The sequence below is a fragment of the Amycolatopsis sp. CA-161197 genome, assembly GCF_050942255.1.
Taxonomy (GTDB): Bacteria; Actinomycetota; Actinomycetes; order Mycobacteriales; family Pseudonocardiaceae; genus Amycolatopsis.
Genome location: NZ_CP192059.1, coordinates 7,506,502 through 7,530,290, shown reverse-complemented (window position 1 = coordinate 7,530,290; position 23,789 = coordinate 7,506,502). Strand labels below are relative to the sequence as shown.

Genomic DNA, 23,789 nt, shown 5'->3' with positions numbered 1-23,789 from the left:
GTCGTCCTCAACGATGAGGTGACGCATGTACACGCAGATTCTCGATCCCGTTGCGGGTTCACTCGCTTGGTCGTCGCTCGTGGCGGCCATCCCGCTGATCGTGCTGTTCGTCCTGCTCGGCATCCTCCGCATGACGGCGTGGCTCGCGGCGCTGATCTCACTCGCGGTCGCGCTCGCGATCGCGATCTTCGTCTACCCGATGCCGGCCGGCCCGGCGTTCCTCGCGGCGGCAGAAGGTGCGGCGTTCGGGTTCTTCCCCATCCTGTGGATCGTCATCAACGCGATCTGGATCTACAACATGACTGTCCACACCGGACATTTCGACGTGCTGCGTCGCTCGTTCTCGCGGGTCAGCGACGACCAGCGGATCCAGGGTGTGATCGTCGCGTTTTCCTTCGGCGCGCTGCTCGAAGCGCTGGCCGGGTTCGGCACCCCGGTCGCCATCACCAGCGTCATGCTGATCGCGCTGGGCTTCCGGCCCTTGAAGGCCGCGGTGGTCGCACTCGTCGCCAATACCGCACCCGTCGCCTTCGGCGCTCTGGCCGTGCCGATCACCACGCTGGCCACCGTCACCGGGCTGCCGCTGCACGACCTGTCCGCAATGGTCGGACGCCAGACCCCGGTGCTGGGGTTCGTCGTCCCGCTCGCGCTCGTGTTCATCATCGACGGCACCCGCGGCGTCCGCCAGACCTGGCCGGTGGCGCTCGTCTGCGGCGTGGTCTTCGCGGTCGCGCAGTTCGCGATCTCGAACTACGTGAGCGCACCGCTCACCGACATCATCGCCTCGCTGCTGAGCGCCGGCGCGGTCGTCCTGTTCCTGCGGGTCTGGCAGCCGGTCGAGCGGTTCACCGAGACCGGCGCCCCCGAGGTCACCCGCACCGGCGCGGGCACGGACGGGTCCGCGGAGGCGAAGGCGACCTCGACGGCCACGATCGACCGGCAGGCTCCCCGGGCGGGCCGCGACGGTCCACCGCGCGGAGGCGGCGACGGTGACACCGAACCCGGCCGCCGCGACAGCGGCGCCGAGGTGTTCCGCGCCTACTCGCCCTACCTGATCATCATCGCGGTGTTCGGGCTCGCGCAGATCCCGGCGATCCAGCACGCGCTGACCAGCGTCACGCACACCTTCGCCTGGCCCGGGCTGCACATCACATCCGCGAGCGGGAAGATGTCGACGCTGCCGATGTTCAAGTTCGACTGGCTCGCCGCGGCCGGCACACTGCTCATCATCGCCGGGCTGCTCACGATTCCCGTGATCCGCATCCGGCCCGTGACCGCGCTGCGCACCTACTTCGCCACGTATCGCCAGCTCGCTCCCGCGATCGTGACCGTGATGGCCGTGCTCGCACTCGCCTACGTAATGAACGCGAGCGGGCAGACCACGACACTCGGCACGTGGATGGCCGGCGCCGGCGGGATCTTCGCGCTCATTTCGCCGATCCTGGGCTGGCTGGGCGTCGCCGTGACCGGCTCCGACACGTCGTCGAACTCGCTGTTCGGCGCGCTGCAGGTGGTCGCCGCGCAGAAGGCCGAGCTGAGCGCCACCCTCCTCGCCGCCGCGAACTCCTCCGGCGGGGTGCTCGGCAAGATGATCAGCCCGCAGAACCTCGCCATCGCCGCGGCGGCCGTGGGCATGTCCGGACGGGAGGGCGACCTCTTCCGCAAGGTGTTCCTCTGGAGCGTGGTCTTCCTCGCGGTGATGTGCGTGCTCGTCTACCTGCAGTCCAGCCCTGTGCTCTCGTGGATGGTGCCCTGAACGCGGATGGCGTCGGGTGTGGCCGACCGGTCTTGTCACTGTCGCGCCCGACATGACCGGTGTGGCATTCGTAGGTGGTAAGGCACTGGGCGTTGCGGGGCGGCCTGCGCGGCGCGCTCGTTCCCCTTTTTGTAGTGACGGATGTCCCGCATCAGTCCGTCGATCAGCTCGTCGAACTTCGCATCGTCCGGCCGAAGCCGTTCGAACTGCTTCAGCTCGTCCCCGTTCCAGAGGTACTTCCGCTCCGCCGGGTGCATGAACTGCTCCTCGGCGACCGAGTGGCGAATGAGCTCGCGGAGCGCCGGACGAGAAATCGGTTCACCTTCGCGTGAGGGGGGTCGAAATCGGGCCGGAACAGGTGTAGGCAGGAGTCGCGGTGGGTCGTGGAGGTGTCGGATGGACACTGGTGGGCTGCCGGGGCGGGGTTCGTCCGCGCAGGTGGCCGTGCTGAGCGAGACCGGGCGCACGCGGGTAAGCCGGGTGTTCCTCGGGAAGCGGACTGTGGTGTGCAAACAGCCGCTAGGCCCGGACGCACCCGAGCGGCTGCGGCACGAGCGGGCGATGCTGGAGCGGCTTCGCGGGGTTCCGAATGTCGCCCAGCTGCTGGACGCGCCGCGCTATGCGGGGTCGATCGTGCTGGCGGACGCCGGCGGCCGAAGCCTGGCCGGACGGGCGGAGCCACTTCCCGTCGACGTCCTGCTCGGGGTCGGGCTCGGGGTGGCCCGAGCCGTGGCGGCCATGCACCGGCGCGGGGTGCTGCACCGCGACATCACCCCCGCGAACATCGTGCTTTCCCCCGAGGGCACCCCGTGCCTGCTCGACTTCGCGCTCGCCGCCTCCCTCACCGACCCCGGCCCACCCTTCCCCGGCCACAGCGACATCGTCGGGACACTGGCCTACCTCGCGCCCGAGCAAACCGGGCGGACCGGCCGTCCGCTGGATCAACGCAGCGACCTCTACGCGCTGGGTGCCACGCTCTACGAACTGGCAACAGGCGCGCCGCCGTTCGGCTCCGACAACCCGCTGCGACTGGTCCACGACCACCTGGCCCGGGTACCTGCGCCCCCGGCCGAGGTGAACCCGGCCCTTCCCGCCCCGCTGTCCGAGATCATCGCGCACCTCCTGGAAAAGGAGCCCGACCACCGCTACCAGACCGCGGAGGGTGTGGCGCACGACCTGGAACGGTTGCGTGACGCCCGGACCGGGCGCGCGACGGAACCGATCCCGATCGGGCACCACGACTTCCCGCGCCGGCCCTTCGCCCCGGCACGGCTGGTGGGGCGCGACATCGAGGTGGCCGCGTTGCGGGCGGCGTTCGAGGACGCGCTGACGGGCCGGTGCAGGGGAGTGCTGATCGGCGGTGCGGCCGGGGTCGGCAAAACGGCCCTGGCCCACGAGCTGCGGCCGGCGGTCACCAGCCGGGGCGGCTGGTTCCTGGCCGGCAAGTTCGACCAGTACCGGCGCGACCTGGAATTCGACGGGGTGTTCCAGGCGTTCCGCTCGCTCGGCAGGTTGCTCCTGGCCCAGCCGGAGAGCGAGCTGGCCCAGCTCCGGCTACGGATCACCGACGCGGTCGGCCCGAACGCGGGCCTGCTCACCGCCGTCGTGCCGGAGTTCGCCGCCCTGCTGGCCGTGCCGCCCGATCCCGGCGATCTCCTCACCGCACGAGTGCGCGCGCAACACAACAGTGTTCGCATCCTGCGCGCGGTCGCCTCCCCGGACCGGCCGCTGGTGCTGTTCCTCGACGACCTGCAATGGGCCGGCCCCGGCCCGCTCGGCTTCGTCGACCTGTTGCTCGACACCGACCCGATCCCCGGCCTGCTGGTGGTGGGCGTGCACCGGGACAACGAGGGGGAAACGGCACAGCCACCGACGCTGTCGCGGTCACGCGACCGGGCCGGCGTGCGTTACGTGCAGCTGGAGAACCTGCCCACCCCCAGCCTGATCGCCCTGGTCGCCGACATGCTGCACGCCGAAGCAGCCGCCGCGACGGGCCTGGTCGGGGTGATCGCACCGCACACCCGCGGCAACCCCTACGAAACCGTGCAGCTGCTCACCGCGCTGGCTCACCACGGCGTCCTCACCGCGACCTCCGCAGGCTGGCAGTGGGACCCCGCGGTAGTGCGCGCCCGCCTGGGCCCGGCGGAGGGCGGCGACCTGCTGACGTCGCGGATCCGGGCCCTGCCGCCGCCGTCGCGGCAGCTGGTGGAGGCGATGGCCTGCGTGGGTGGGCAGGTCGAGACCGAGGTGCTGCAGACCGCCACCGGCGAAGCGGCCGACGTGGTGGCACAGCGCCTGACTCCGCCCGCCGACGAGGGCCTGCTCGTCCTGGAGCGCGACGCCGTGCGGTTCCGCCACGACCGCATCCGCGAGGCCATCCTGCGCGGGCTCAGTCCCCAGCGGCGAAGCGCCTTGCAACTGGCCATGGCACGACGGCTGGCCCGAGCACCTGACCTGTTCGCGGTCGCCGCAGAGCAGTACCTGGCGGTGCTCGACGCGGTCGAAGACCTCACCGAGCGGCGAGAGGTGACCGAGCTGCTGCAGCGCGCGGCCGGCCAGGCCGCGCTGATCGGCGATCACGCGCTGGTGAACGCGCTCCTGGTGGCCGCGTTGCAGGTGGTCGACCCCGCGCAGACCGCGGTGGCGCTCGAGCTGCGCAGGACCCGGCAGGCGGCGCTGTTCAGCTTGGGCCGCCTGGGAGAGGCCGACGACGAGTACCGGGAGATCGAACGGCTCTGCCCGAGCACACCGGACCGCACGAGCGCGATCGCGATCCACGTGCGCAGCCTCAGCTACCAGGGCCGGTTCGGGGAGGCGATCAGCCTCAGCCTGCAGTCGCTGCGGGAGTGCGGGCTCGACGTCCCGTCGGCGGAGCGGCTCCCCGCCGAAATCGACCGGGGGTTCGCGCTCCTCCACCACTGGCTGGAGCACAGCGACCCCGCCGACGACCTGGCCCGGCCGGATCTCACCGACTCCGTGCTCCTGGACGCGACCGACGTGCTCGACGCGGCGTTCCTGGCGGCCTACTTCGCCGCCGATTTCGCCTCGGTCGCGTGGATCGGGCTGGAAGGCTTGCGGATCTGGATCGACCACGGCCCCGGCCCCACCTTGCTCGGGCCCGCCGGCGCCGCCGCCTACTGCGCCGTGGCGCAGCGCGGCGACTACGTCGGGGGATACCGGGCGGCACAGCGGCTCCTGGCGTGGGCCGAGGCCCGCGGCGCCGAGCCCGGCATGTCGCGGGCGCGCCACCGGTCCGCCCTCTTCAGCTGCTGGCTGGAGCCGATCGAGAACGGAGTCCACGAAGCTCAGCGGGCCCGGGACGGGTTGATCGCCGAGGGCGACCTGACGAACGCCGGCTACACCTTCCTCTTGACAGTGCGGTCCCTGGCGGACTGCGCCCCGTCGCTGGAAAGCCTCCTCGCCGAAGTCGACAGTGGACTGAACTTCGTGCACCGGACCGGCAACGAGCAGACCGGACAGGTGCTCGAGACCTACCGCTGGCTGGCCGACGTGCTCCGCGGCGACAGCCCTGCCGACCCGATCACCCTCGACCGGTTCACCGACAACCCGCTCGCGCTTCTCCACGCGCATCTCGCTCGCGCGATCGCCGCCGCCGTCTCGGGGGATCTGGACAGTCTGATCCGGGAGAGCGCGGCGGGAATGCGGCTGCTCCCGGTTGCCGCCGGCTTCTACCCCACCGCCGTGGTCCGCTCGCTGCACGGGCTGGCCCTCGCCGAGCGCGCCCGCGCGGCCGACGGCGACGAACGCTGCGCGCTGCTGTCCGAACTGGACGAGGTGACGGGCTGGCTGGCCGCCCGGGCCGCGGACGCCCCGGACAATTTCCTGCACCTGCTGCGGTGGATGGAGGCCGAGCGGGCCTGGGCGGCGGGTAATGTGCAGGCCGCCGAGCTGGCGTTCGACGCGGCCCGCAGCGAGGTCTCCCGCCGCGCCAGGCCCTGGCACCGTGCGTTGATCACCGAGCGCGCCGCGCGCTTCCACCTGGCCCGCGGTCTGGACCACGCCGGTCGCGAACTGCTCGCCCAGGCCCATCGGCACTACGCCGCCTGGGGCGCGAGCGCCAAGGTCACCCAACTCGACTGGGCCTACCCCACGCTGCGCCGACACTTCGAGGCCAGCCTCGGGCCGGCCCTGAACCAGCCCGGCGAGCTGCTGAATCAACCCGGCGCAGTCACCACGGGCACCCTCGACCTGCTCGGCATTCTCTCCGCGTCCCAGGCACTGAGTTCCGAGACCAGCATCGAGCGCCTGCACGCGCGCGTCGTCGAGGTGCTCAGCGCGATGACCGGGGCCACCGACGTCCGCCTGCTGCTGTGGAGCGACGACCAGCAGAACTGGCTGCTGCCCGAAACCACGGGCACCCCCGGTCACGACCCCGCGGTGCCGATGTCGGTGCTGCGCTACCTCCGCCGGACCGAGACACCGCTGGTCGTCGATGACGTCACCCACGATGAACGCTTCGCCCACGACCCGTGCTTCACCGATCTCTCCGGCTGCTCGCTGCTCGCCGTCCCCATCCTCAGCCGCGCCGTCCTGCGAGCCGCGCTGCTTCTGGAAAACCGCCTGATCCGCGGCGCGTTCACCGCCGACCGGCTCGACGCCGTCAAACTCATCGCCGGCCAACTCGCCGTTTCCCTCGACAACGCCCAGCTCTACACCCAGCTCACCGCCTCCCGAGCCCGCATCGTCACCGCCGCCGACCAAGCACGCCAACGCATCGAACGCGACCTGCACGACGGCGCCCAGCAACGCCTGGTCACCCTCACCCTCCGCCTGCGCGCGATCCAAGCCGAGATGCCACCGGACACCGGCCACCTCGCCACCGAACTCGACAATCTCGCCGGCGAAACCATCGGCGTGCTGGACGAGCTACGCGAAATCGCCCACGGCCTCCACCCCGGCATCCGGGCCACCGGCGGAATCGCACCGGCCGTCCGCGCTCTCGCCCGCCGCTCGCCGATCCCGGTCGAGCTCGACCTCCACCCGCTGCCACCTCTGCCCGAACCCATCGAAGTCAGCGCCTACTTCATCATCGCCGAAGCCCTGACCAACGCGGCCAAACACGCACGCGCGTCCTCGGTCGCCGTCACCATCGATCCCGACCCCGCCACCGGCGTCCTGCGCATCACGGTCCGCGACGACGGCGTCGGTGGCGCCGACCTCACCCGGGGCACCGGGCTGCTCGGCCTCAAAGACCGCGCCGAAGCCATCGGCGGCCGGCTCCACCTCGAAAGCCCAACCGGAGCGGGCACCGCCCTGCACGTGACCCTTCCCCTTGCGGGACCGGAGCAGAGATCACCCCGCCCAACCAAGGCACCGTCGTCACCATGACCGGAGCTGACCTGCGGCGGGCGCGGGACCATCCGTGAACCAGCACGTCCGCGACAGCTGCGAAATGAGCCCTACCGGACAAACCGAAGTGGGCCTCTTGGTGAACACCTGATCATGGCTTCAGGCAAGGTTCGCGATCCGATCCGTCCTTCTTCACGAACCGGCCAGACGCCTTCGAGAGCGTCGGCCCATGAGAATCTTCCCCACCAGGTCCGCCGCCGCGCACCCGAGCTCGCGCCACGGCAATCGCACGCGTCTCGCTGTCATCGCGTGCGCGTCCCTCGCCGTGGCCGGCATCGCCTCCACCGCTGTCGCCGCGACCTTGGCCGACCCCGCTCCGATCGAGGTCCAGGCCGGCCCGGCCGCGGAGTCCCCGAAGGACAACGTCAAGACCCCGGGCGCCGACCACCGCGACGCTCCGCTGGTGGCAGCCTTCGAGCAGGTCGACCAGAACACCGTCTGGACCAAGTCCGGCTCCATCCCGCAGACCTGGCAGCCTGCCGGCGTCGACTACGAGCAAGAGGGCTTCAAGTACTACAACGGCCGTTACTACATCTCGGTCTACGACCACACCGCCAACGACGGCCACCTCGTCATCCTCGGCAAGAACGGCACCCTCATCAAGGACATCGCGTTCGTCGACGGCGCCCGCACCCACGCCGGCGGCTTCGAGGTCTACGGCGACTACGCGTATGTCCCGCTCGCGGTCGACTCGCCGCACAGCTCGGCCGACATCCTGCGGATCAACATCAAGACCTACCAGGTCACGACCCTCTTCACGGTCGACTACGACCACGTCGGCGGCGTCGTCTACGACCCGGTGAAGAAGACCCTGGTGGGCCAGAGCTGGGACTCGCGGACCTTCTACGAGTGGACCCTGAAGGGGAAGCTCGTCGGCACCTGGAAGAACCCCTCGGACTACGTCGGCTACCAGGACTGCCAGTACGTGCCGTACGAGAAGATGCTCTGCTCCGGTGCCGCTGAAGGCATCCAGTCCCACGGCGGGTTCGACCTGATCGACCTCGAGGACCCCGACCACGCGATTCTCAACGGCTACCCGACGAAGATCGGCGGCGGCAACGCCAACGAAATCCTCGCCACGCCCACCCCGGACGGTGTCGTGTTGACGCAGTACGCCGCGGGCGATTCGATCGACACCTACACCACCACGGTCCACGAGGCAGGCTAGACCGTGTGCTGCACGGAGGTGGTTGTCGCGTGGCGGATCACCGCCGAGCGGCAGACGATGGCCAACGTGCCGTAACGAGTGGCAGGCTTGGGATGGGTGAGCCCGCGGTCAAGTCCCCGATGGCGAACATCCCGTACCTCATGGGCAGGTCCGCGGTCTCTGTCCACATTGGCTCGTTCATGCGCCCGCCCATCGCTGTCCCCGCCCAGCGATTGCCGGACGCCGCGAAGGGGTAGGCGGCGAGCCCGGATGACGACGAATCATCCGGCCTGCGTATAACGGCTTGTACTGAGACGAAAACCGAGACGGCGGGGTCTCTCCACCCGGAGAAGCCCCGCCGTCTCGCTGGTCGAACCAATTGCCTGAGTCGGGATGACAGGATTTGAACCTGCGACCCTCCGCTCCCAAAGCGGATGCGCTACCAAGCTGCGCCACATCCCGATGCCCGCCACCCGCCGGAACGTGGTCCGGAGGGGGTGTGCGGCACCAGCCTAGCCCTCACGCTAAGCTGGGCCAGCCTCCGGGTCCACTGGGTCCCCGAGGGGCGCTGCGGGTGTAGCTCAATGGTAGAGCCCTAGTCTTCCAAACTAGCTACGCGGGTTCGATTCCCGTCACCCGCTCCATATCCGTTCACCTGCGAAGACGAGGCCGCGTCGGCCTCGAGGCGGGTGGCGATCACGTCCAGGAGCAGGTCGGTGTCCACCGGCTTGGTGATGTAGTCGTCGGCGCCCGAGGCGAGGGTGCGTTCGCGGTCCTCGGCGGTGGCCTTGGCTGTGACGGCAATCACGGGCAGGTCCTCGTGCGCCGCCTCGGCACGGATGGCCGCAATGGTGGCGTTGCCGTCGAGCTCGGGCATCATCACATCCATCAGCACCAACGCGGTGTCCTCGTGGCGTTCCAGGGCGCGGATGCCCGCGACGCCCGTGTCGGCGTAGATCACCTCGAGGCCGGCCTGTTCGAGCACCGCGGCGAGGGCGAAGACGTTGCGCAGGTCGTCGTCGACGATGAGGACCTTCTCGCCGTTGAAGCGCTTCGGGGCGCTGTCCGGTTCGGTCACGGTGATCGTGCTCGGCAGGACCGGCAGCTTCGGCTTGGGCCGCACCGGGACGGCGGGCGCGATGAGGTTCGCGGCGCCCACGGGCAGGTACAGCGTGAACGTGCTGCCCTTGCCCGGTTCGCTGCGCACCCGCAGTTCGCCGCCGATGAGTTCCGTGAGCTGCTGGCTGATCGAGAGCCCGAGGCCGGTGCCGCCGTACTTGCGGCTGGTGGTGCCGTCGGCCTGGCGGAACGCGTCGAAGATGATCGCCAGCTTCTCCTCGGGGATGCCGATGCCGGTGTCCTCCACGGCGAACGCGATGATCCCCGCCGCCGACTGCAGCGCCTCCTGCTCGACCTCCTCGGCCGACGCCATGCGGATGTGCAGCCGCACGCCGCCCTCGTCGGTGAACTTGGCGGCGTTGGACAGCAAGTTGCGCAGCACCTGCTGCAACCGGTGTTCGTCGGTGTGCACGCTGCCGGGCACGGGCGGATCGATGCGGACCGCGAACTCCAGCCCCTTGTCCGCGGTGAGCGGGCGGCACAGGGACTCGACGTAGTTCACGAGCTCCGGCAGCGTCACGTCCGACATCTGCAGGTCCATGCGCCCGGCCTCGACCTTCGCGAGGTCGAGGATGTCGTTGATCAGCTGCTGCAGGTCGCTGCCCGCCGCGTAGATCGTGCGGGCGAACTGGATCTGCTTCTCCGTGAGGTTGCCCTCCGGGTTCTCCGACAGCAGCTTCGCGAGGATCAGCGCGCTGTTGAGCGGAGTTCGCAGCTCGTGCGACATGTTCGCCATGAACTCGGTCTTGTACTGCGACGCCACGGTCAGCTGCCCGGCGCGCTCCTCCAGCTCCTGGCGCGCCTGCTCGATCTCGATGTTCTTGACCTCGATGTCGCGGTTCTGCTGCGCCAGCAGCGCGGCCTTCTCGGCCAGCTCCGTGTTGGAGCGCCGCAGCTCGCCCTGCTGCGCCTGCAGCTGTTCCGAACGCGCGCGCAGCTCCTGGGCCAGCCGCTGCGATTCGGTCAGCAGCGCCTCGGTGCGCGAGTTCGACAGGATCGTGTTCACGTTGACGCCGATGGTGTGGCGCAGCTGCTCCAGCAGATCCAGGTGCACGGCGGAGAACTCGTTGACCGACGCCAGTTCCAGCACACCGAGCACCTCGCCCTGGAACAGCACGGGCAGCACGATCACGTTCACCGGCGGTGCCGAGCCGAGGCCCGAGGACACCAGCGCGTACTCCGGCGGCGCCTCGCGCACGAGGATCGTCTGCCGGTCGACGGCGGCCTGCCCGATCAGCGACTCGCCGAGCGTGAACCGCAGCCCGGCGCGCGACTGCGCGAGCCCGTAGGCGGCGATGCAGTCGAGCACCTTGCGGCCGGGGTCGCTGCCGTCGTCGTGGGCCAGGAAGAACGCGCCCTGCTGCGCGCTCACCAGCGGCGCCAGCTCCGACAGGATGAGCGTGGCCACGGACGCGAGGTCGCGGTGGCCCTGCATCCGCCCGCCGAGGCGCGCGAGGTTGGTCTTCAGCCAGTCCTGCTCGCGGTTCGCCGACGTCGTCGACTTCAGGTTCGCGATCATCTGGTTGATGTTGTCCTTGAGGTCCGCCAGCTCACCGGACGCGTCCACGGTGATGTGGCGGGTCAGGTCGCCCGCGGTCACGGCCGTGGCGACCTGGCCGATGGCGCGCACCTGCGTGGTGAGGTTGCCGGCCAGCTGGTTCACGCTCTCCGTGAGCCGCTTCCACGTGCCGGATACGCCTTCGACCTCGGCCTGGCCACCGAGCTTGCCCTCGGTGCCGACTTCGCGCGCGACACGCGTGACCTCCGACGCGAACGCGGAGAGCTGGTCGACCATCGTGTTCATCGTGGTCTTGAGCTCCAGGATCTCGCCGCGCGCGTCGACGTCGATCTTGCGCGAGAGGTCCCCTCGCGCGACCGCCGTGGTCACCTGCGAGATGTTGCGCACCTGGCTGGTCAGGTTGTGCGCCATGAAGTTGACGTTCTCGGTGAGGTCCTTCCACGTGCCGGCCACGCCGGGCACGCGCGCCTGGCCGCCGAGGATGCCTTCCGTGCCGACCTCGCGCGCCACGCGCGTGACCTCGTCGGCGAACGCGCGCAGCGTCTCGACCATGCTGTTCAGCGTGGCCGCGAGCGCCGCGACCTCACCGGCGGCGTCGATGGAGATCTTCTTCGACAGGTCGCCGTTGGCCACCGCACTCGCCATGGTCGCGATGCTGCGGACCTGCTCGGTGAGGTTGTCGGCCATGCCGTTGACGTTGTCGGTGAGGTCCTTCCACGTGCCGGCCACGCCGGGCACGCGCGCCTGGCCGCCGAGCTTGCCCTCGGTGCCGACCTCGCGGGACACCCGCGTGACCTCGTCGGCGAACGCGGAAAGCTGGTCCACCATCGTGTTCAGCGTGTTCTTGAGCTCCAGGATCTCGCCGCGCGCGTCGACGCTGATCTTCTGCGTCAGGTCGCCCTTCGCCACCGCGGAGGTGACCTGCGAGATGTTCCGCACCTGGTCGGTGAGGTTGTTGGCCATGAAGTTGACGTTGTCGGTGAGGTCCTTCCACGTGCCGGCCACGCCGGGCACGGTCGCCTGGCCGCCGAGCTTCCCCTCGGTACCGACCTCGCGCGCGACTCGCGTGACCTCGTCGGCGAACGCGGAAAGCTGGTCCACCATCGTGTTCAGCGTGGTCTTCAGCTCGAGGATCTCGCCGCGGGCGTCCACCGCGATCTTCTTGGTCAGGTCGCCGCGCGCCACGGCCGTGGCCACCTGCGCGATGTTGCGGACCTGCGCGGTGAGGTTGTTGGCCATGAAGTTCACGGACCCGGTCAGGTCGCGCCAGATGCCGGCGACGCCGGGGACCTGTGCCTGGCCGCCCAGCATGCCTTCCGTGCCGACTTCGCGCGCCACGCGCGTGACCTCGTCGGCGAAGGCCGAGAGCTGGTCGACCATCGTGTTCATCGTCGTCTTGAGCTCGAGGATCTCGCCGCGCGCGTCGACGGTGATCTTCTGCGTCAGGTCGCCCTTCGCCACGGCGGTGGTCACGTGGGAGATGTTGCGGACCTGGTCGGTGAGGTTGTCGGCCATCTGGTTGACCGAGTCGGTGAGGTTGCGCCAGGTGCCGGCCGCGCCCGGCACCTCGGCCTGGCCGCCGAGCCGGCCGTCGCTGCCGACCTCGCGGGCGACGCGGGTGACCTCGTCGGCGAAGGCGGAGAGCTGGTCGACCATCGTGTTGAGCGTGGTCTTGAGCTGCAGGATCTCGCCGCGGGCGTCGACGTCGATCTTCTTGGTCAGGTCGCCCGCCGCGACCGCCGTGGCGACCTGCGAGATGTTGCGGACCTGGTCGGTGAGGTTGTCGGCCATCAGGTTCACCGAGTCGGTGAGGTCGCGCCAGGTGCCGGCGACGCCGGGCACCCGGGCCTGGCCGCCGAGGCGGCCCTCGCTGCCGACCTCGCGCGAGACGCGCGTGACCTCGTCGGCGAACGCGGAGAGCTGGTCGACCATGGTGTTGATGGTGGTCTTGAGCTCGAGGATCTCGCCGCGGGCGTCGACGTCGATCTTCTTGGTCAGGTCGCCGCGCGCCACGGCCGTGGTGACCTGGGCGATGTTGCGGACCTGCTCGGTGAGGTTGTCGGCGAGGAAGTTCACGGAGTCGGTGAGGTCGCGCCAGGTGCCGGCCACGCCGGGGACCTCGGCCTGACCGCCCAGGCGGCCCTCGCCGGCGATCTCGCGCGAGAGGCGGATCACTTCGGCGGCGAAGCGCGAAAGCTGGGCGAGCAGGCCGTTCACGGTCTTCGCGAGGTCGGCGTACTGGCCCTGCAGCGGCTTGCCGTCCAGCTGCAGCGCCATCGGCTGCGACAGGTCGCCCTCGGCCACGGCGCCGAGCACCCGGTCGAGCTCCACCACGGGCTTGCTGACGTCCTCGATGAGCCCGTTGACGGTCTCGACGGCGGTGGTCCAACCACCGGGGCCGATCTCCGCGCGCACGCGCTCGGTGAGCCGGCCCTCCTGCCCGACGGCGCCGCGCACGCGCATGAGTTCCGTCACGAGCCGCTGGTTGCGCTCGGCGATGTCGTTGAACGCGCCCGCGAGCTGAGCTGCGATCCCGTCGCCGCTCGCCACGAGCCGACGGCGGAAGTTGCCTTCGCCGAGGTCACGGACGGCGGCCAGGAGCCGCTCCAGCGCGGCCGCCTCACCGGCGGGGATGCCCGTGCCACCGGTGATCTCGTCCCGCTCGGAACCGGTTGTCATGTGTGCCGACCCTCTCCACCACGCGTGTGCCAGCCATGGTCGTCGACCCAGCGTGCCACGGTTCGCCCTACACTTCGAGCCAGTCCGCCCGCTCACGCTGTGCCAACCTTGTACTGACGACAAGTCGGTCGACCCGGAGGCAGGAGGTTCGTGCATGGTGTCACGGCCCGCTCCGGCGTCGGCCCTGCCACCCGGCGCCGAGCTGCCCGAGTACGGGGGGTTCTGGCGTTCGGTGCTCGAAGACGTGCGGGACCCCGTGTTCGTCCAGGACCCGGCCGGCGCTGTGCGCTGGGCCAACGCGGCCGCGCGCACGCTGGCCGCCGAAGGCCCGCCCGTGCTCGACACCGTGACGGAGACCACCGGCCGCATCGACCTCGGTGAGGTCCGCCGCGCCGCGCACGTGCGTGCGCTGCCCGAGGGCTGGCGCGTGTGGACCGTGGTCGACGACAGTCCTCGCCGCCCTGAGGAGTTCCTCGCGGAAGCCGGTCCGAAACTCGCGGCGGCCCGCGGCCGCCACGGCACGGCGCGCGTGATCGCCGAGCTGGCCGCGTCGGCGCTGGGCGACTGCGTGTTCGTGCTGCTGCCCACCACCCGCGGCCGCTGGGAGTGGTGGAGCTGCGAGGACCACGGCGCGCCCGGCCACGGCCGCATCCGGCGGGTGCCGGCGCAGCACGCGCCGGCCGTGGCCGAGACCTTCGCGGCCGTCGGCCCGCCCGAGGTGCGCGTGGTGCCGGCCGCGGAGGTGGCGACGATGCCCGCCGCGGTGGCCGAGCGATTCTCCGGCCACGCCGAGGTTTCGGTGGTGTCGCTGGGCGTCGACGAGGGCGGCGTCACGGGCGCGGTGCTGATCGGGCGGCGCTCGGAACCGGCGTTCGGCGCCGGGCAGCCGCGGGCGATCGAGGCGTTCGCCACGGCCGCGGGCACGGCGCTGGCCAACGCGCAGCGCTACGCGCGTCAGGAAGAAGCGACGCGCGGCCTGGAGACCACGCTGAAGCCGACCCCGCCGGCCGAGGTCGAGGGCGCCACCTTCGAGCTCTGGTACGAGCCGGCCGGCGGCGTTCTCGGGGTGGGCGGAGACTTCTACGACGTGCTCGCCCGCGACGACGGCAGCGCGTTCGTGGTGGTCGGCGACATCTGCGGCAAGGGCGCCGAGGCGGCCGCGCTCACCGGCCGCGTGCGGCATTCGCTGGCCGCGCTGCAGCTCGTGGAACGAGACGGGCGCACGATGCTGCGCCTGCTCAACGAACTGCTCATCGCCGGCGGCTCCAACCGCTTCGCGACGCTCGTGCTCGGCTCGGTGGTGCCGGCGGAATCGGGGCTCGACGTCACGCTCGCCTCGGGCGGGCATCCGGCGCCGCTCGTGCTGCGCCGCGACGGCGGGGTCGAGGAGGTGAGCGTGCCGGGCACGCTCGTCGGGATCTCGCCGCAGGCCCGCTTCGCCGAGGCGACGGTGCACCTCGACGAGGGCGACGTCTGCCTGCTCTACACCGACGGCGTCACGGAAGCGCGCAACCGCACGGAATCGGCCGAGCTGTTCGGCGACGAGCGGTTCCACAGCGTCCTCGCCGACTGCGTCGGGCTGCCTGCGCACCGGGTCGTCGCGCGGCTGCGCGAGGCCGTGCGCGCGTGGCTGGGCAACTCCGGCCACGACGACATCGCCGTGCTCGCGATCGAAGCCGCGACACGCGCGGATTGAGCGGTCCGCCACGTGGGTAGCCGGGGACCAGTCACTCGGACCCGGATGGAGGGAAACCCGATGGGGAACGCACTTCAGGGCCGCAAGGTGGCCATCCTGGCCGCCGACGGCGTCGAGCAGGTGGAGCTGGAACAGCCGCGCAAGGCGGTCACCGCCGAAGGCGCGACGGCGGACCTGGTCTCGCTCGCCGACGGCGAGATCCAGGCCATGAACGGCGACATCGACAAGGGCGCCACGTTCCCGGTCGACCGGCTCGTCGCCGACGTCTCCGCGGACGACTACGACGCCCTCCTGCTGCCCGGCGGCACGATGAACCCCGACAACCTGCGCCGCGACCCGGCGGCCGTGCGATTCGCGGGCGACTTCGTGCGCGCGGGCAAACCCGTCGGCGTGATCTGCCACGGACCGTGGACGCTCGTGGAGGCCGACGTTCTCCGCGGTCGCACGCTGACGTCGTTTCCCAGCGTGCGCACGGACATCCGCAACGCGGGCGGCACCGTCGTCGACGAAGAAGTGGTGGTGGACAACGGTCTCGTGTCCAGCCGGAACCCGGACGACCTGCCGGCCTTCTGCGCGAAGGTGATCGAGGAGTTCGCCGAGGGGCGCCACCCGGTCGGCTGAGGCTTGTCATCGACACGCGCAAAGCAGTGGCGCTCTTCCGGTCCGCGGGGGACCCTTGATGGGTCCGAGCCGTGCGATCCGGGAGGAGGTGACGCGATGACAGTGCATTCGAGGCGATACGGCCGGTGGTGCCGGGAGCACTTCGACACGCCCGCCCCTGCCGGGGACAAGGCCGTGAAGGAGGTTCAGGTTCCTCAGCCGGAACCTCCGGAACCTCCGGGGCCACCCGCGCCTCCGGCGCCGCGGAAGCCGAAGGGCTGAATTCCGCACCGTCCGGGGGCAGGCGGGCAACCTGGGTGAGAGCCGGACGTCTGCCGATCATGAAATCCACCCGGTGCGCCGCCGTCGTCGCGGCCGCACTCGCCGTGCTGGCCCTCGTCCCTGCCTCCGCCACCGCCGCTCCTGCCGTCCCCGCCGGCTTCGCGCCCGCGTCCACGAGCTGGACCGGGCCGGAGCACGGCTTCGTGCTCGGCTACACCGACTGCGGCGAGCCGGGCTGGTGCCCGGTCCTGCTCGCCACGACCGACGGCGGCGCGCACTGGCGGCGGCTCGGCGCGCCGCCGATGTCGTTGCCGGACAACCACAACCACGTCCGGCTCGTCGCCGCGAGCACCGAGCACCTGTACGTCACCGACGGTTCCCGCATCCTCGCCACCCGCGACGGCGGCCGTCACTGGTTCACCGTCCTGGTCGCCGGCGGCGGGCAGCGGTACGTGTCGGCGCTGGCCGAGACGGGCGGGCGGATTTTCGCCGTGGTCACGAGCAATTCGTACGGCAACACCACGTCCGTGTACTCGGGCCCGGCCGGCGGGCCCGTGCTGGCGCCGCTGCCGGGGTTCGAGGTCACGGGCGGGATCACCTACGGCGATGTGGCCACCGCGGGCGGGGTGCAGATCGCGCTGGGCGCCGACTACCGCACCGAGGAGTACTGGACTTCGCGGGACGGTGTCGTGTTCACGCCCGCTTCGCCGCCGTGCCCGTCGGGGACCACGGCGTCGCTGGGCGGGGTGCGGGCCGGGCAGGTGATCGCGTTGTGCAGCAGCAGCCCGGGTTCACCGCAGCCGGGTTCGTCGGAGCGGCGGATGTGGCGCGCGCCGAGGCTGGGCGGCCCGTTCAGCGGCACGGCCTACGCGCCGGCCGTCGGCATCACGCAGGGCTTCGGCGCGGCGACCGCCGACACCGCGACCGTCGCGGCAGAGGGCGGCGGCGACGGCTTCCTCCACCACACCACCGACGGCGGCCACACGTGGACCACCGCGGTGCTGTCTGATCGGGGCGTGGGGCTGTCGGATCTGGCCTTCGTGGGCGACGGCGTCGGCGTGGTCGTCGACGGCCTGCCGGACGCCGAGAGCGGCTCCGCTGTGTATCGGACGACCGACGCCGGGAGCACGTGGGTAGAACTCTCGTTCTCCTGAGCGTTACTGCAGGTGGAGCAGGCTGCGGGGAGTGGGTTCCCGGGGTGAACCCGGTGTCGTACCCTGTGCACTGTCCGTGGCGCGAAGGGGGCAGTGGTGGTTTCGGGGACCTCGACGCGCTTCGACCACGACCGGCCCAGCCTGGCCCGCCTGTCCGACGCTCTGCTCGGCGGCTGCGACCACTACGAAGCCGACCGCGTGATGCTCCAGCGCCTGCTCGCCGTCGCCCCGGGCGCCCAGGCCATGGCGCGCGAGCACCGCGAATGGCTCATGCGCGTGGTCCGCCACCTCGCCGCCGACCGGGGCATCGACCAGTTCCTCGACCTCGGCTCCGGCATGCCCACGGCGGAGAACACCCACGAGGTCGCCCAGCGCCACAACCCCGACGCACGCGTGGTGTACGTCGACAACGACCCGGTCGTCCAGGTCCACGGCCGCGCCGTCCTGGAGACCAACGACCGCACCCACGTCTCCGGCGCCGACCTCACCGACCCCGGCGCCACCCTCGGCGACCCCATCGTCTACCGCCACCTCGACTTCGACCGCCCGATCGCCCTGCTGCTGTGCTCGATCGTCCACCACATCGACAACCTCGACCGCGCGCAGTTCATCGTGCGCAGCTACGTCGACCAGCTGGCCCCCGGCTCGTACCTCCTGCTCACCCACCACTACACACCCCCCGCGGACCCCCCTCGCCAGGCCCTGGCGCACCTCATCGACTCGACCTTCCAGGGCACGGGCCTCGGCACGGTGCACCGCTCGCGCGAGGAGATCAAGTCGTTTTTCACCGGGCTGGAGCTGCTGGAGCCGGGCCTGGGCCCGCTGCACGAGTGGTGGCCGGACGGTCCGAGGATGACTCCGTTGGGGGATCTGAACTACCTGACGTTGGGTGGCGTGGCGAGGAAGCCGGAGTCTTCCTGACGGTTTTCCCTGGCGTAGTGGACCACCGGCCAGACCTGGCCACCGACCTCCTTCGTGGGCGGGCCTTCGACGCGGCCGAAGCCGGCGTGCTCGGCCACCCGCCGCGAAGCGACGTTGTCGGCGTGCGTCCAGAGGCGGATCTCGGTGCCGGGCCACGCGGCGCTCACCCGGCGGCACAGCTCGGCGAGCGCGCGCCGTGCGACTCCGCGGCCTCGCGCGGAGGCTGCCACCCAGTAACTGACCTCGGCGACGGCACCTCTGCGCTCCGCCGCGACGTTGGCCAGCCGTTCGCCGGACCCGGCGGCGATGGCGACGAAGCCGACGGCGTTCTCGTTGCGGCGCAACGCCTCCAGCGCGCGCCGGAACTCCGCGACCGTCAGCGTCGCCCGTTCCGTGGTGAAGCGCAGCGTGTCGGGGTCTTGCACCTGCGCGACGTACCACGCGGCGTCGTCGGGCAGCCAGTCCCGCAGCTCGATCTCCATATCGCACCGTAGAACGAAAAACGGGCGGCTCCCACGTGGGAAGCCGCCCGTTTCAACACGATCTCACGCCACGTCGAACGTGTCCGGGTCCGGACCCGTGCGCAGGCCGCGGTCGAGCGCGGACAGGCTCGCCAGCTCGGCGTCGGTGAGGGTGAAGCCGAAGACGTCGAAGTTCTCGGCCACGCGGGAGGGCGTGACGGACTTCGGGATGACCACGTTGCCCAGCTGCAGGTGCCAGCGCAGCACGACCTGGGCCGGGGTGCGCCCGTGCGCGGCGGCGACCTCGGCGACGGCCTGCTCGCCCAGGAGGTCGCCGCCCTTGGCCAGCGGGCTCCAGGCCTCCGTGGCGATGCCGTGGTCGGCGTGGAAGGTGCGCAGTTCCTGCTGCACGAGGTACGGCGACAGCTCGATCTGGTTCACAGCCGGAACCACGCTGCCCTCGTCGAGCACGCGGCGCAGGTGCGCCGGCTGGAAGTTGGACACGCCGATGGCGCGCACGCGGCCGTCGGCGTAGAGCTTCTCCAGCGCCTTCCACGTCGCGATGTACTTGTCGCGCGAGGGCAGCGGCCAGTGGATGAGGTAGAGGTCGAGCCGCTCGAGGCCCAGGGCGGCGATGCTGGAGTCGAACGCGCGCAGCGTCTCGTCGTAGCCCTGGTCGCTGTTCCACAGCTTGGTGGTGATGAACAGCTCGTCGGCGGGGATGCCCGACTCGGCGAGGGCCTCGCCGACCGCGGCTTCGTTGCCGTAGGCCGTGGCGGTGTCGATGCTGCGGTAGCCGGCGTCGAGGGCGGTCTTCACCGCGGCCTTCGTCTCGGCGGGCGGCACCTGGAAGACGCCGAAGCCGAGCTGTGGCATCTCGACGCCGTTGTTCAACTTGGTGACAGGAACGCTGGTCAACTCGAAAACCCTTCCATAGCAAAGAAACTCACGGAATGATCGCCGACGCGACCCCGCCGTCGACGCGCAGCGCGCCCCCGGTGGTCGCGGCGGCCTGGTCAGAGGCGACGTAGGTGATGAGGTTCGCCACCTCCTCCGGGCGGATCAGGCGGCCCAGCAGGGAAGTCGGACGGTCCTGGGCCATGAACCGCCGCTCGGCCTCGGCGAAGTCGAGGTCCGGGTACAGACTGCTCACGAACTCGCGCACGCCCTCGGTGAGCGTGGGTCCGGGCAGCACGCTGTTGACGGTGACGCCCGTGCCGGCCACCTCCTGAGCCATCCCGCGGGACAACGCCAGCTGGGCCGTCTTCGTCATACCGTAGTGGACCATCTCGGTCGGCGGCTGGACCGCCGATTCACTGCTGACGAAGATCACCCGGCCCCACCCGCGATTCACCATCCTGGGTGCGTAGTGCCGCGTCAGGCGCACGCCCGAGAGCACGTTGACCTGGTAGATCCGCAGCCACTCCTCGTCGCTGATCTCGAACACCGGGATCGCCGCGAAGACGCCCGCGTTGTTCACCAGCACGTCCACGTCCGGCAGTTGCTCGATGACCGAAGCGACCCCGTCGGCCGTGCCGACGTCGGCGGCGATCCCGCGCACGCCCAGGCGCTTCGCGACCTCGTCGACGCGGTCGGCGTTGCGGCCGTTCACCACCACGTCGGCCCCGGCGGCGGCCAGCGCGGCGGCCGCGGCCTCGCCGATGCCGGCGGTGGACCCGGTGACCAGCGCGGTGCGCCCGCTCAGGTCGATGTTCATCGGGTGGATACCCCTTCCTGCGTTCGCGAGTACAGTGACAGCAGACGATTACGAGCGTCGGCAATACTTGCACACGCGGTTATTTGCACACGCTCGATACTGCCTGAAGGGCGAACCACCCGCAACCGCGGGGGTCGGCGAGAAGGGGTGAACCGTGTCACTGGCTGACGACGCCGTGGAGGCCCGGGCGCAGGGCTGGCGCACTCTGGCCGCGTTGCACGCGCGCATCGAAGACCGGCTGCAGCGCGCGCTGGAGCGCGACCACGAGCTGTCGGTGAGCGAGTACACCGTGCTCGACGTGCTCGCCCGCCAGGACGGCTTCCACCTGCGGATGAACCAGCTGGCCAACGCCGTGGTGCTGAGCCAGTCGGCCACCACCCGCCTGGTCACGCGACTCGAGGACCGCGGCCTGCTGTCGCGTTACCTCTGCCCGACGGACCGGCGCGGCATCTACACCGAGGTGACCGTCGCGGGCCGCGAGCTGCTGGACGCGGCCCGCCCGACGCACGACGCCACGCTGTCGGCCGCGCTCGCCGAGGCCGAGGAGCTGCCGGAACTGGCGCCCCTCGTCGGCGCGCTGGGGTCGCTCGCCTTCGCGAAGCAGTAACGCAGCGTCACCATCCGGCTGGGGCCCTCCGAGGACCTTCGGCCCTAGGCGGGAGCGGTTCCAGGCGTGACGCTGAACCGGGAAAACTCCCGGAAGCCGGGTGGCGAAATGACGGAAAACGCTCGTACCACGGAAGAAGCTCCCGCCGGAATACTCGAGCGCCTCGGCCGCTGGTGTGCCGGGCACCCGTGGCCGGTGATCGTCGTCTGGATCCTGGTGCTGGCCGGCGCGACGGTGGCCAACAACCTCGTGGGGGGCACGTACAGTGACGACTTCAGCCTGCCCGACGCCGAGTCCGGCCGCGGCAGCGCCGTGCTCGCCGAGCACGGCATCGTCGGCGGTTCCAACAGCGCGCGCCTGGTCTTCACCACCGACTCCGGCACGCTGAGCAGCCAGAGCGCGGCCATCGAGCAGGCCGCGGCGCAGGTTCGCGCCGTGCCCCACGTCGTGTCGCTGTCCGACCCGCTCGCGCCGGGCACCACCGCGCCCGACGGCCGCGTCGCCTTCGCCAACATCCAGTTCGACGACAAGCCCGCCACGCTCGGCACCGGCCTCGTCGACGGCATCGACAAGGCCACCGACCCCGTCCGAGCGGCCGGCGTCCAGGTCGACTACAGCGGCGCGCTCGGCAAGGCGGCCGAACCCGGCGCGGGCGACCTGCGCTCGGAGTCCGTGGGCATCATCGTCGCGATCCTGGTGCTGCTGCTGGCTTTCGGCAGCGTCATCGCCGCCGGCCTGCCCATCGTCACGTCGGTGATCGGCGTCGCCACGGGTCTCGGCGTCCTCGGCTTGCTGGCGGCCGCGATCAGCTTCGCCACGGCGTCGCCGACGCTCGCGATCATGATCGGCCTCGGCGTCGGCATCGACTACGCCCTCTTCCTCACCACGCGCTTCCGCCAGCACCTGCTCGACGGCGCCGATCCGGTCACGGCCGCCGGCCGCACCGTCGCGACGAGCGGCCGTTCGGTGCTCATCGCCGCGACGACAGTGGTCATCGCGCTGATGGGCCTGTTCACCGTGGGCGTCGCGTTCATCGGCAAGCTCGGCCTGGCCGCCGCGATCACGGTGGTCGTGGCCGGCATCGCGGCGACCACGCTCGTGCCCGCGCTGCTCGGCCTGTCCGGACGGCGGATCGACCGCTGGCACGTGCGCAAGCCCGTGGCCGAGCAGTCGGCCGACGGCAAGGAAAGCGCCTGGCACCGCTACGCCGTGCGCATCGACCGCCATCCCTGGCGCTACCTCGGCGGCGGCGTGCTGGTGGCCGCCGTGCTCGCCATCCCCGCGTTCTCCATGCAGCTCGGCCACATCGACGAGGGCGCCGACCCCGCCGGGACCACCACGCGCCAGGCCTACGACGCCATCAGCAGCGGCTTCGGCCCGGGCGCCAACGGCCAGTTCACCGTCGTCGTGGAATCCTCCGACGCCGCCTTGGGTTCGACCGTGCAGCAGGCCCTGGCCAAAACCCCCGGCGTCGCCTCGGCCACTCCGATGACCCCCAGCCCGGACGGCGCGGTGATGCTGTCCACCGTCACGCCCACCACCGGCCCGCAGGACGCCGCGACCGACGAGCTCCTCGCCACCCTGCGCACCCAGACCCTGCCCCCGGCGCTGGCCGGCGCGACCAGCTACGTCACCGGCATGACGGCGGGCCAGCTCGACTTCCGCGACATCGTGGCCGCCCGCCTGCCCACGATCATCGGCGTTGTGGTGGCGGCCGCGTTCGTGTTGCTGTTGCTGTCTTTCCGCAGCCCGGTGCTGGCGTTGAAGGCCGCATTGCTGAACCTGCTGTCCATCGCCGCTTCGTATGGCGTGATCGTCGCGGTGTTCCAATGGGGCTGGGGCGGGGCGCTGCTGGGGGTGCACGAGAAGGTGCCCATCGAGTCCTACGTGCCGATGATCATGTTCGCCATCGTGTTCGGCCTGTCGATGGACTACGAGGTGTTCCTTCTCTCGCGGGTGCACGAGGCCTGGCTGCGGACGAAGGACAACCACGCGAGCGTGGCCGATGGTCTCGCCGTGACCGCCCGGGTGATCTCTTCGGCCGCGGTGATCATGGTGTGCGTGTTCTTCGCGTTCCTGGCTTCGCCGAACGTGGTGATCAAGATCCTGGCCCTGGGCCTCGGCGTCAGCGTCCTGATCGACGCGACGATCATCCGGCTCATCATCGTGCCGGCGGCGATGTTCCTGCTGGGGAAGCACAGTTGGTGGCTGCCGCCTTGGCTGGACCGGTTGTTGCCGCACCTGGAGCCGGAGCCGGAGGGGGTGCCGGAGGTGCCGTCGCCGGTGCCTTCGCCTTCGCCTTCGCCGGAGTCGACACCGTCCACTTAGGCCGGTTTGTCGAAGGTGCTGAACCAGTAGACGGCGTTCTGGCTGCGGATCTGCCCGTCCGTGGTCCGGACGGCGGAGAAGTCGGCGGTGTAGGAGGTGCCGTCGGCGCGGGTGCCGCGGATGTGCAGCACCTCGGCTCCTGGATGGTGCCGTTTTCCGGTTGGCTGCGCGCGCCCTCCACCGCGGGCGGCGCGGGCCCGGGCGAAGCCGGTTGCCTGGCTCAGCAGGGCTTCGGCCTCGGCCCGGGTCGGCACGGGCAATGTCCGAGTGTCGGTGATCTGCCGGCCGAGCCACACGGTGGGAGTGCCGGAGATGACCAGGAGGCCGGCGCAGAGGACCAGTCCTGCGCCGCAGAGCCACAGCACGGTTCGGCGTCGACTGACCACGGCTGACCCCCTGGTTCGCTGACCTCTCACCCGCGTGGACGGCTGGA

At 70.9% G+C, this 23,789-nt stretch carries 15 protein-coding genes and 2 tRNA genes; 10 read left to right on the top strand and 7 right to left on the bottom strand.

The features are described from left to right. The first annotated feature begins 25 nt into the window (after window positions 1-25). Window positions 26-1,756 (top strand): L-lactate permease, encoded by a 1,731-nt coding sequence (locus ACQPXB_RS35415; protein ID WP_432845912.1) that lies wholly within the window; start codon window positions 26-28, stop codon window positions 1,754-1,756. A 35-nt stretch (window positions 1,757-1,791) separates the two neighbouring features. Here the strand turns inward: ACQPXB_RS35415 and ACQPXB_RS35410 are convergent, their stop codons facing one another. Then, a complete protein-coding gene (locus ACQPXB_RS35410) occupies window positions 1,792-2,013 on the bottom strand; it encodes a hypothetical protein (RefSeq protein ID WP_366586534.1) in 222 nt (73 codons plus the stop codon). A gap of 139 nt (window positions 2,014-2,152) precedes the next feature. Here ACQPXB_RS35410 and ACQPXB_RS35405 point away from each other — a divergent pair, with 139 nt between their 5' ends. Together ACQPXB_RS35405 and ACQPXB_RS35400 are read left to right on the top strand one after the other, a co-directional pair. Next, the gene (locus ACQPXB_RS35405; RefSeq protein ID WP_432845911.1) at window positions 2,153-7,105 is read left to right on the top strand and encodes an AAA family ATPase; all 4,953 of its coding nucleotides are present in this window, start codon (window positions 2,153-2,155) and stop codon (window positions 7,103-7,105) included. A gap of 190 nt (window positions 7,106-7,295) precedes the next feature. Continuing rightward, entirely contained in the window at window positions 7,296-8,294 is a 999-nt protein-coding gene (locus ACQPXB_RS35400; protein ID WP_432845910.1) for a DUF6454 family protein, read from the top strand. Window positions 8,295-8,661: 367 nt separating this feature from the next. On the opposite strand, the gene ACQPXB_RS35395 is transcribed toward ACQPXB_RS35400, so the two are convergent. After that, window positions 8,662-8,735 (bottom strand) — tRNA-Pro (locus ACQPXB_RS35395). Window positions 8,736-8,843: 108 nt separating this feature from the next. On the opposite strand from ACQPXB_RS35395, the gene ACQPXB_RS35390 reads away from it, so the two are divergent. Beyond that, a tRNA-Gly gene (locus tag ACQPXB_RS35390) sits at window positions 8,844-8,917 on the top strand. Here ACQPXB_RS35390 and ACQPXB_RS35385 read toward each other — a convergent pair. Beyond that, window positions 8,869-13,590, bottom strand: a complete 4,722-nt coding sequence (locus ACQPXB_RS35385; protein WP_366586684.1) for a HAMP domain-containing protein — start codon at window positions 13,588-13,590, stop codon at window positions 8,869-8,871. The genes ACQPXB_RS35390 and ACQPXB_RS35385 overlap by 49 nt on opposite strands. 154 nt (window positions 13,591-13,744) lie before the next feature. Between ACQPXB_RS35385 and ACQPXB_RS35380 the strand changes: the two genes are divergently transcribed. The 4 genes from ACQPXB_RS35380 to ACQPXB_RS35365 all read left to right on the top strand — a co-directional run bounded on the left by ACQPXB_RS35380 (window position 13,745) and on the right by ACQPXB_RS35365 (window position 18,243). Continuing rightward, entirely contained in the window at window positions 13,745-15,286 is a 1,542-nt protein-coding gene (locus tag ACQPXB_RS35380) for a PP2C family protein-serine/threonine phosphatase (RefSeq protein WP_366586525.1), read from the top strand. A gap of 60 nt (window positions 15,287-15,346) precedes the next feature. After that, the gene (locus tag ACQPXB_RS35375; RefSeq protein WP_366586523.1) at window positions 15,347-15,907 is read left to right on the top strand and encodes a type 1 glutamine amidotransferase domain-containing protein; all 561 of its coding nucleotides are present in this window, start codon (window positions 15,347-15,349) and stop codon (window positions 15,905-15,907) included. 320 nt (window positions 15,908-16,227) lie between these two features. Further along, window positions 16,228-17,322, top strand: coding sequence for a WD40/YVTN/BNR-like repeat-containing protein (locus ACQPXB_RS35370; protein WP_432845909.1), 1,095 nt, complete (start codon window positions 16,228-16,230; stop codon window positions 17,320-17,322). Window positions 17,323-17,418: 96 nt separating this feature from the next. Beyond that, the gene (locus ACQPXB_RS35365) at window positions 17,419-18,243 is read left to right on the top strand and encodes an SAM-dependent methyltransferase (RefSeq protein WP_432845908.1); all 825 of its coding nucleotides are present in this window, start codon (window positions 17,419-17,421) and stop codon (window positions 18,241-18,243) included. Here ACQPXB_RS35365 and ACQPXB_RS35360 read toward each other — a convergent pair. The 3 genes from ACQPXB_RS35360 to ACQPXB_RS35350 form a co-directional block, all read right to left on the bottom strand. Further along, window positions 18,198-18,725, bottom strand: coding sequence for a GNAT family N-acetyltransferase (locus ACQPXB_RS35360; protein ID WP_432845907.1), 528 nt, complete (start codon window positions 18,723-18,725; stop codon window positions 18,198-18,200). The genes ACQPXB_RS35365 and ACQPXB_RS35360 overlap by 46 nt on opposite strands. Window positions 18,726-18,788: 63 nt before the next feature. Then, complete coding sequence (locus ACQPXB_RS35355) at window positions 18,789-19,622, bottom strand: aldo/keto reductase (RefSeq protein ID WP_432845906.1); 834 nt, start codon at window positions 19,620-19,622, stop codon at window positions 18,789-18,791. Window positions 19,623-19,650: 28 nt separating this feature from the next. After that, window positions 19,651-20,421 (bottom strand): SDR family NAD(P)-dependent oxidoreductase, encoded by a 771-nt coding sequence (locus ACQPXB_RS35350; RefSeq protein ID WP_432845905.1) that lies wholly within the window; start codon window positions 20,419-20,421, stop codon window positions 19,651-19,653. Between the two features lie 154 nt (window positions 20,422-20,575). On the opposite strand from ACQPXB_RS35350, the gene ACQPXB_RS35345 reads away from it, so the two are divergent. Beyond that, complete coding sequence (locus ACQPXB_RS35345) at window positions 20,576-21,028, top strand: MarR family winged helix-turn-helix transcriptional regulator (protein WP_386955933.1); 453 nt, start codon at window positions 20,576-20,578, stop codon at window positions 21,026-21,028. 108 nt (window positions 21,029-21,136) lie between these two features. Further along, window positions 21,137-23,356 (top strand): MMPL family transporter, encoded by a 2,220-nt coding sequence (locus ACQPXB_RS35340; protein WP_432845904.1) that lies wholly within the window; start codon window positions 21,137-21,139, stop codon window positions 23,354-23,356. On the opposite strand, the gene ACQPXB_RS35335 is transcribed toward ACQPXB_RS35340, so the two are convergent. Then, a complete protein-coding gene (locus ACQPXB_RS35335) occupies window positions 23,353-23,742 on the bottom strand; it encodes a hypothetical protein (protein ID WP_432845903.1) in 390 nt (129 codons plus the stop codon). The genes ACQPXB_RS35340 and ACQPXB_RS35335 overlap by 4 nt on opposite strands. Window positions 23,743-23,789: the final 47 nt, after the last annotated feature.

Bases quoted from the DNA above. Each gene is read 5' to 3' on its own strand.
- ACQPXB_RS35410 (WP_366586534.1), bottom strand. From the start codon at position 2,013: ATGCACCCGGCGGAGCGGAAGTACCTCTGGAACGGGGACGAGCTGAAG.
- ACQPXB_RS35405 (WP_432845911.1), top strand. From the start codon at position 2,153: ATGGACACTGGTGGGCTGCCGGGGCGGGGTTCGTCCGCGCAGGTGGCC.
- ACQPXB_RS35415 (WP_432845912.1), top strand. From the start codon at position 26: ATGTACACGCAGATTCTCGATCCCGTTGCGGGTTCACTCGCTTGGTCG.
- ACQPXB_RS35350 (WP_432845905.1), bottom strand. From the start codon at position 20,421: ATGAACATCGACCTGAGCGGGCGCACCGCGCTGGTCACCGGGTCCACC.
- ACQPXB_RS35375 (WP_366586523.1), top strand. From the start codon at position 15,347: ATGGGGAACGCACTTCAGGGCCGCAAGGTGGCCATCCTGGCCGCCGAC.
- ACQPXB_RS35340 (WP_432845904.1), top strand. From the start codon at position 21,137: ATGACGGAAAACGCTCGTACCACGGAAGAAGCTCCCGCCGGAATACTC.
- ACQPXB_RS35370 (WP_432845909.1), top strand. From the start codon at position 16,228: ATGAAATCCACCCGGTGCGCCGCCGTCGTCGCGGCCGCACTCGCCGTG.
- ACQPXB_RS35360 (WP_432845907.1), bottom strand. From the start codon at position 18,725: ATGGAGATCGAGCTGCGGGACTGGCTGCCCGACGACGCCGCGTGGTAC.
- ACQPXB_RS35385 (WP_366586684.1), bottom strand. From the start codon at position 13,590: ATGACAACCGGTTCCGAGCGGGACGAGATCACCGGTGGCACGGGCATC.
- ACQPXB_RS35380 (WP_366586525.1), top strand. From the start codon at position 13,745: ATGGTGTCACGGCCCGCTCCGGCGTCGGCCCTGCCACCCGGCGCCGAG.
- ACQPXB_RS35400 (WP_432845910.1), top strand. From the start codon at position 7,296: ATGAGAATCTTCCCCACCAGGTCCGCCGCCGCGCACCCGAGCTCGCGC.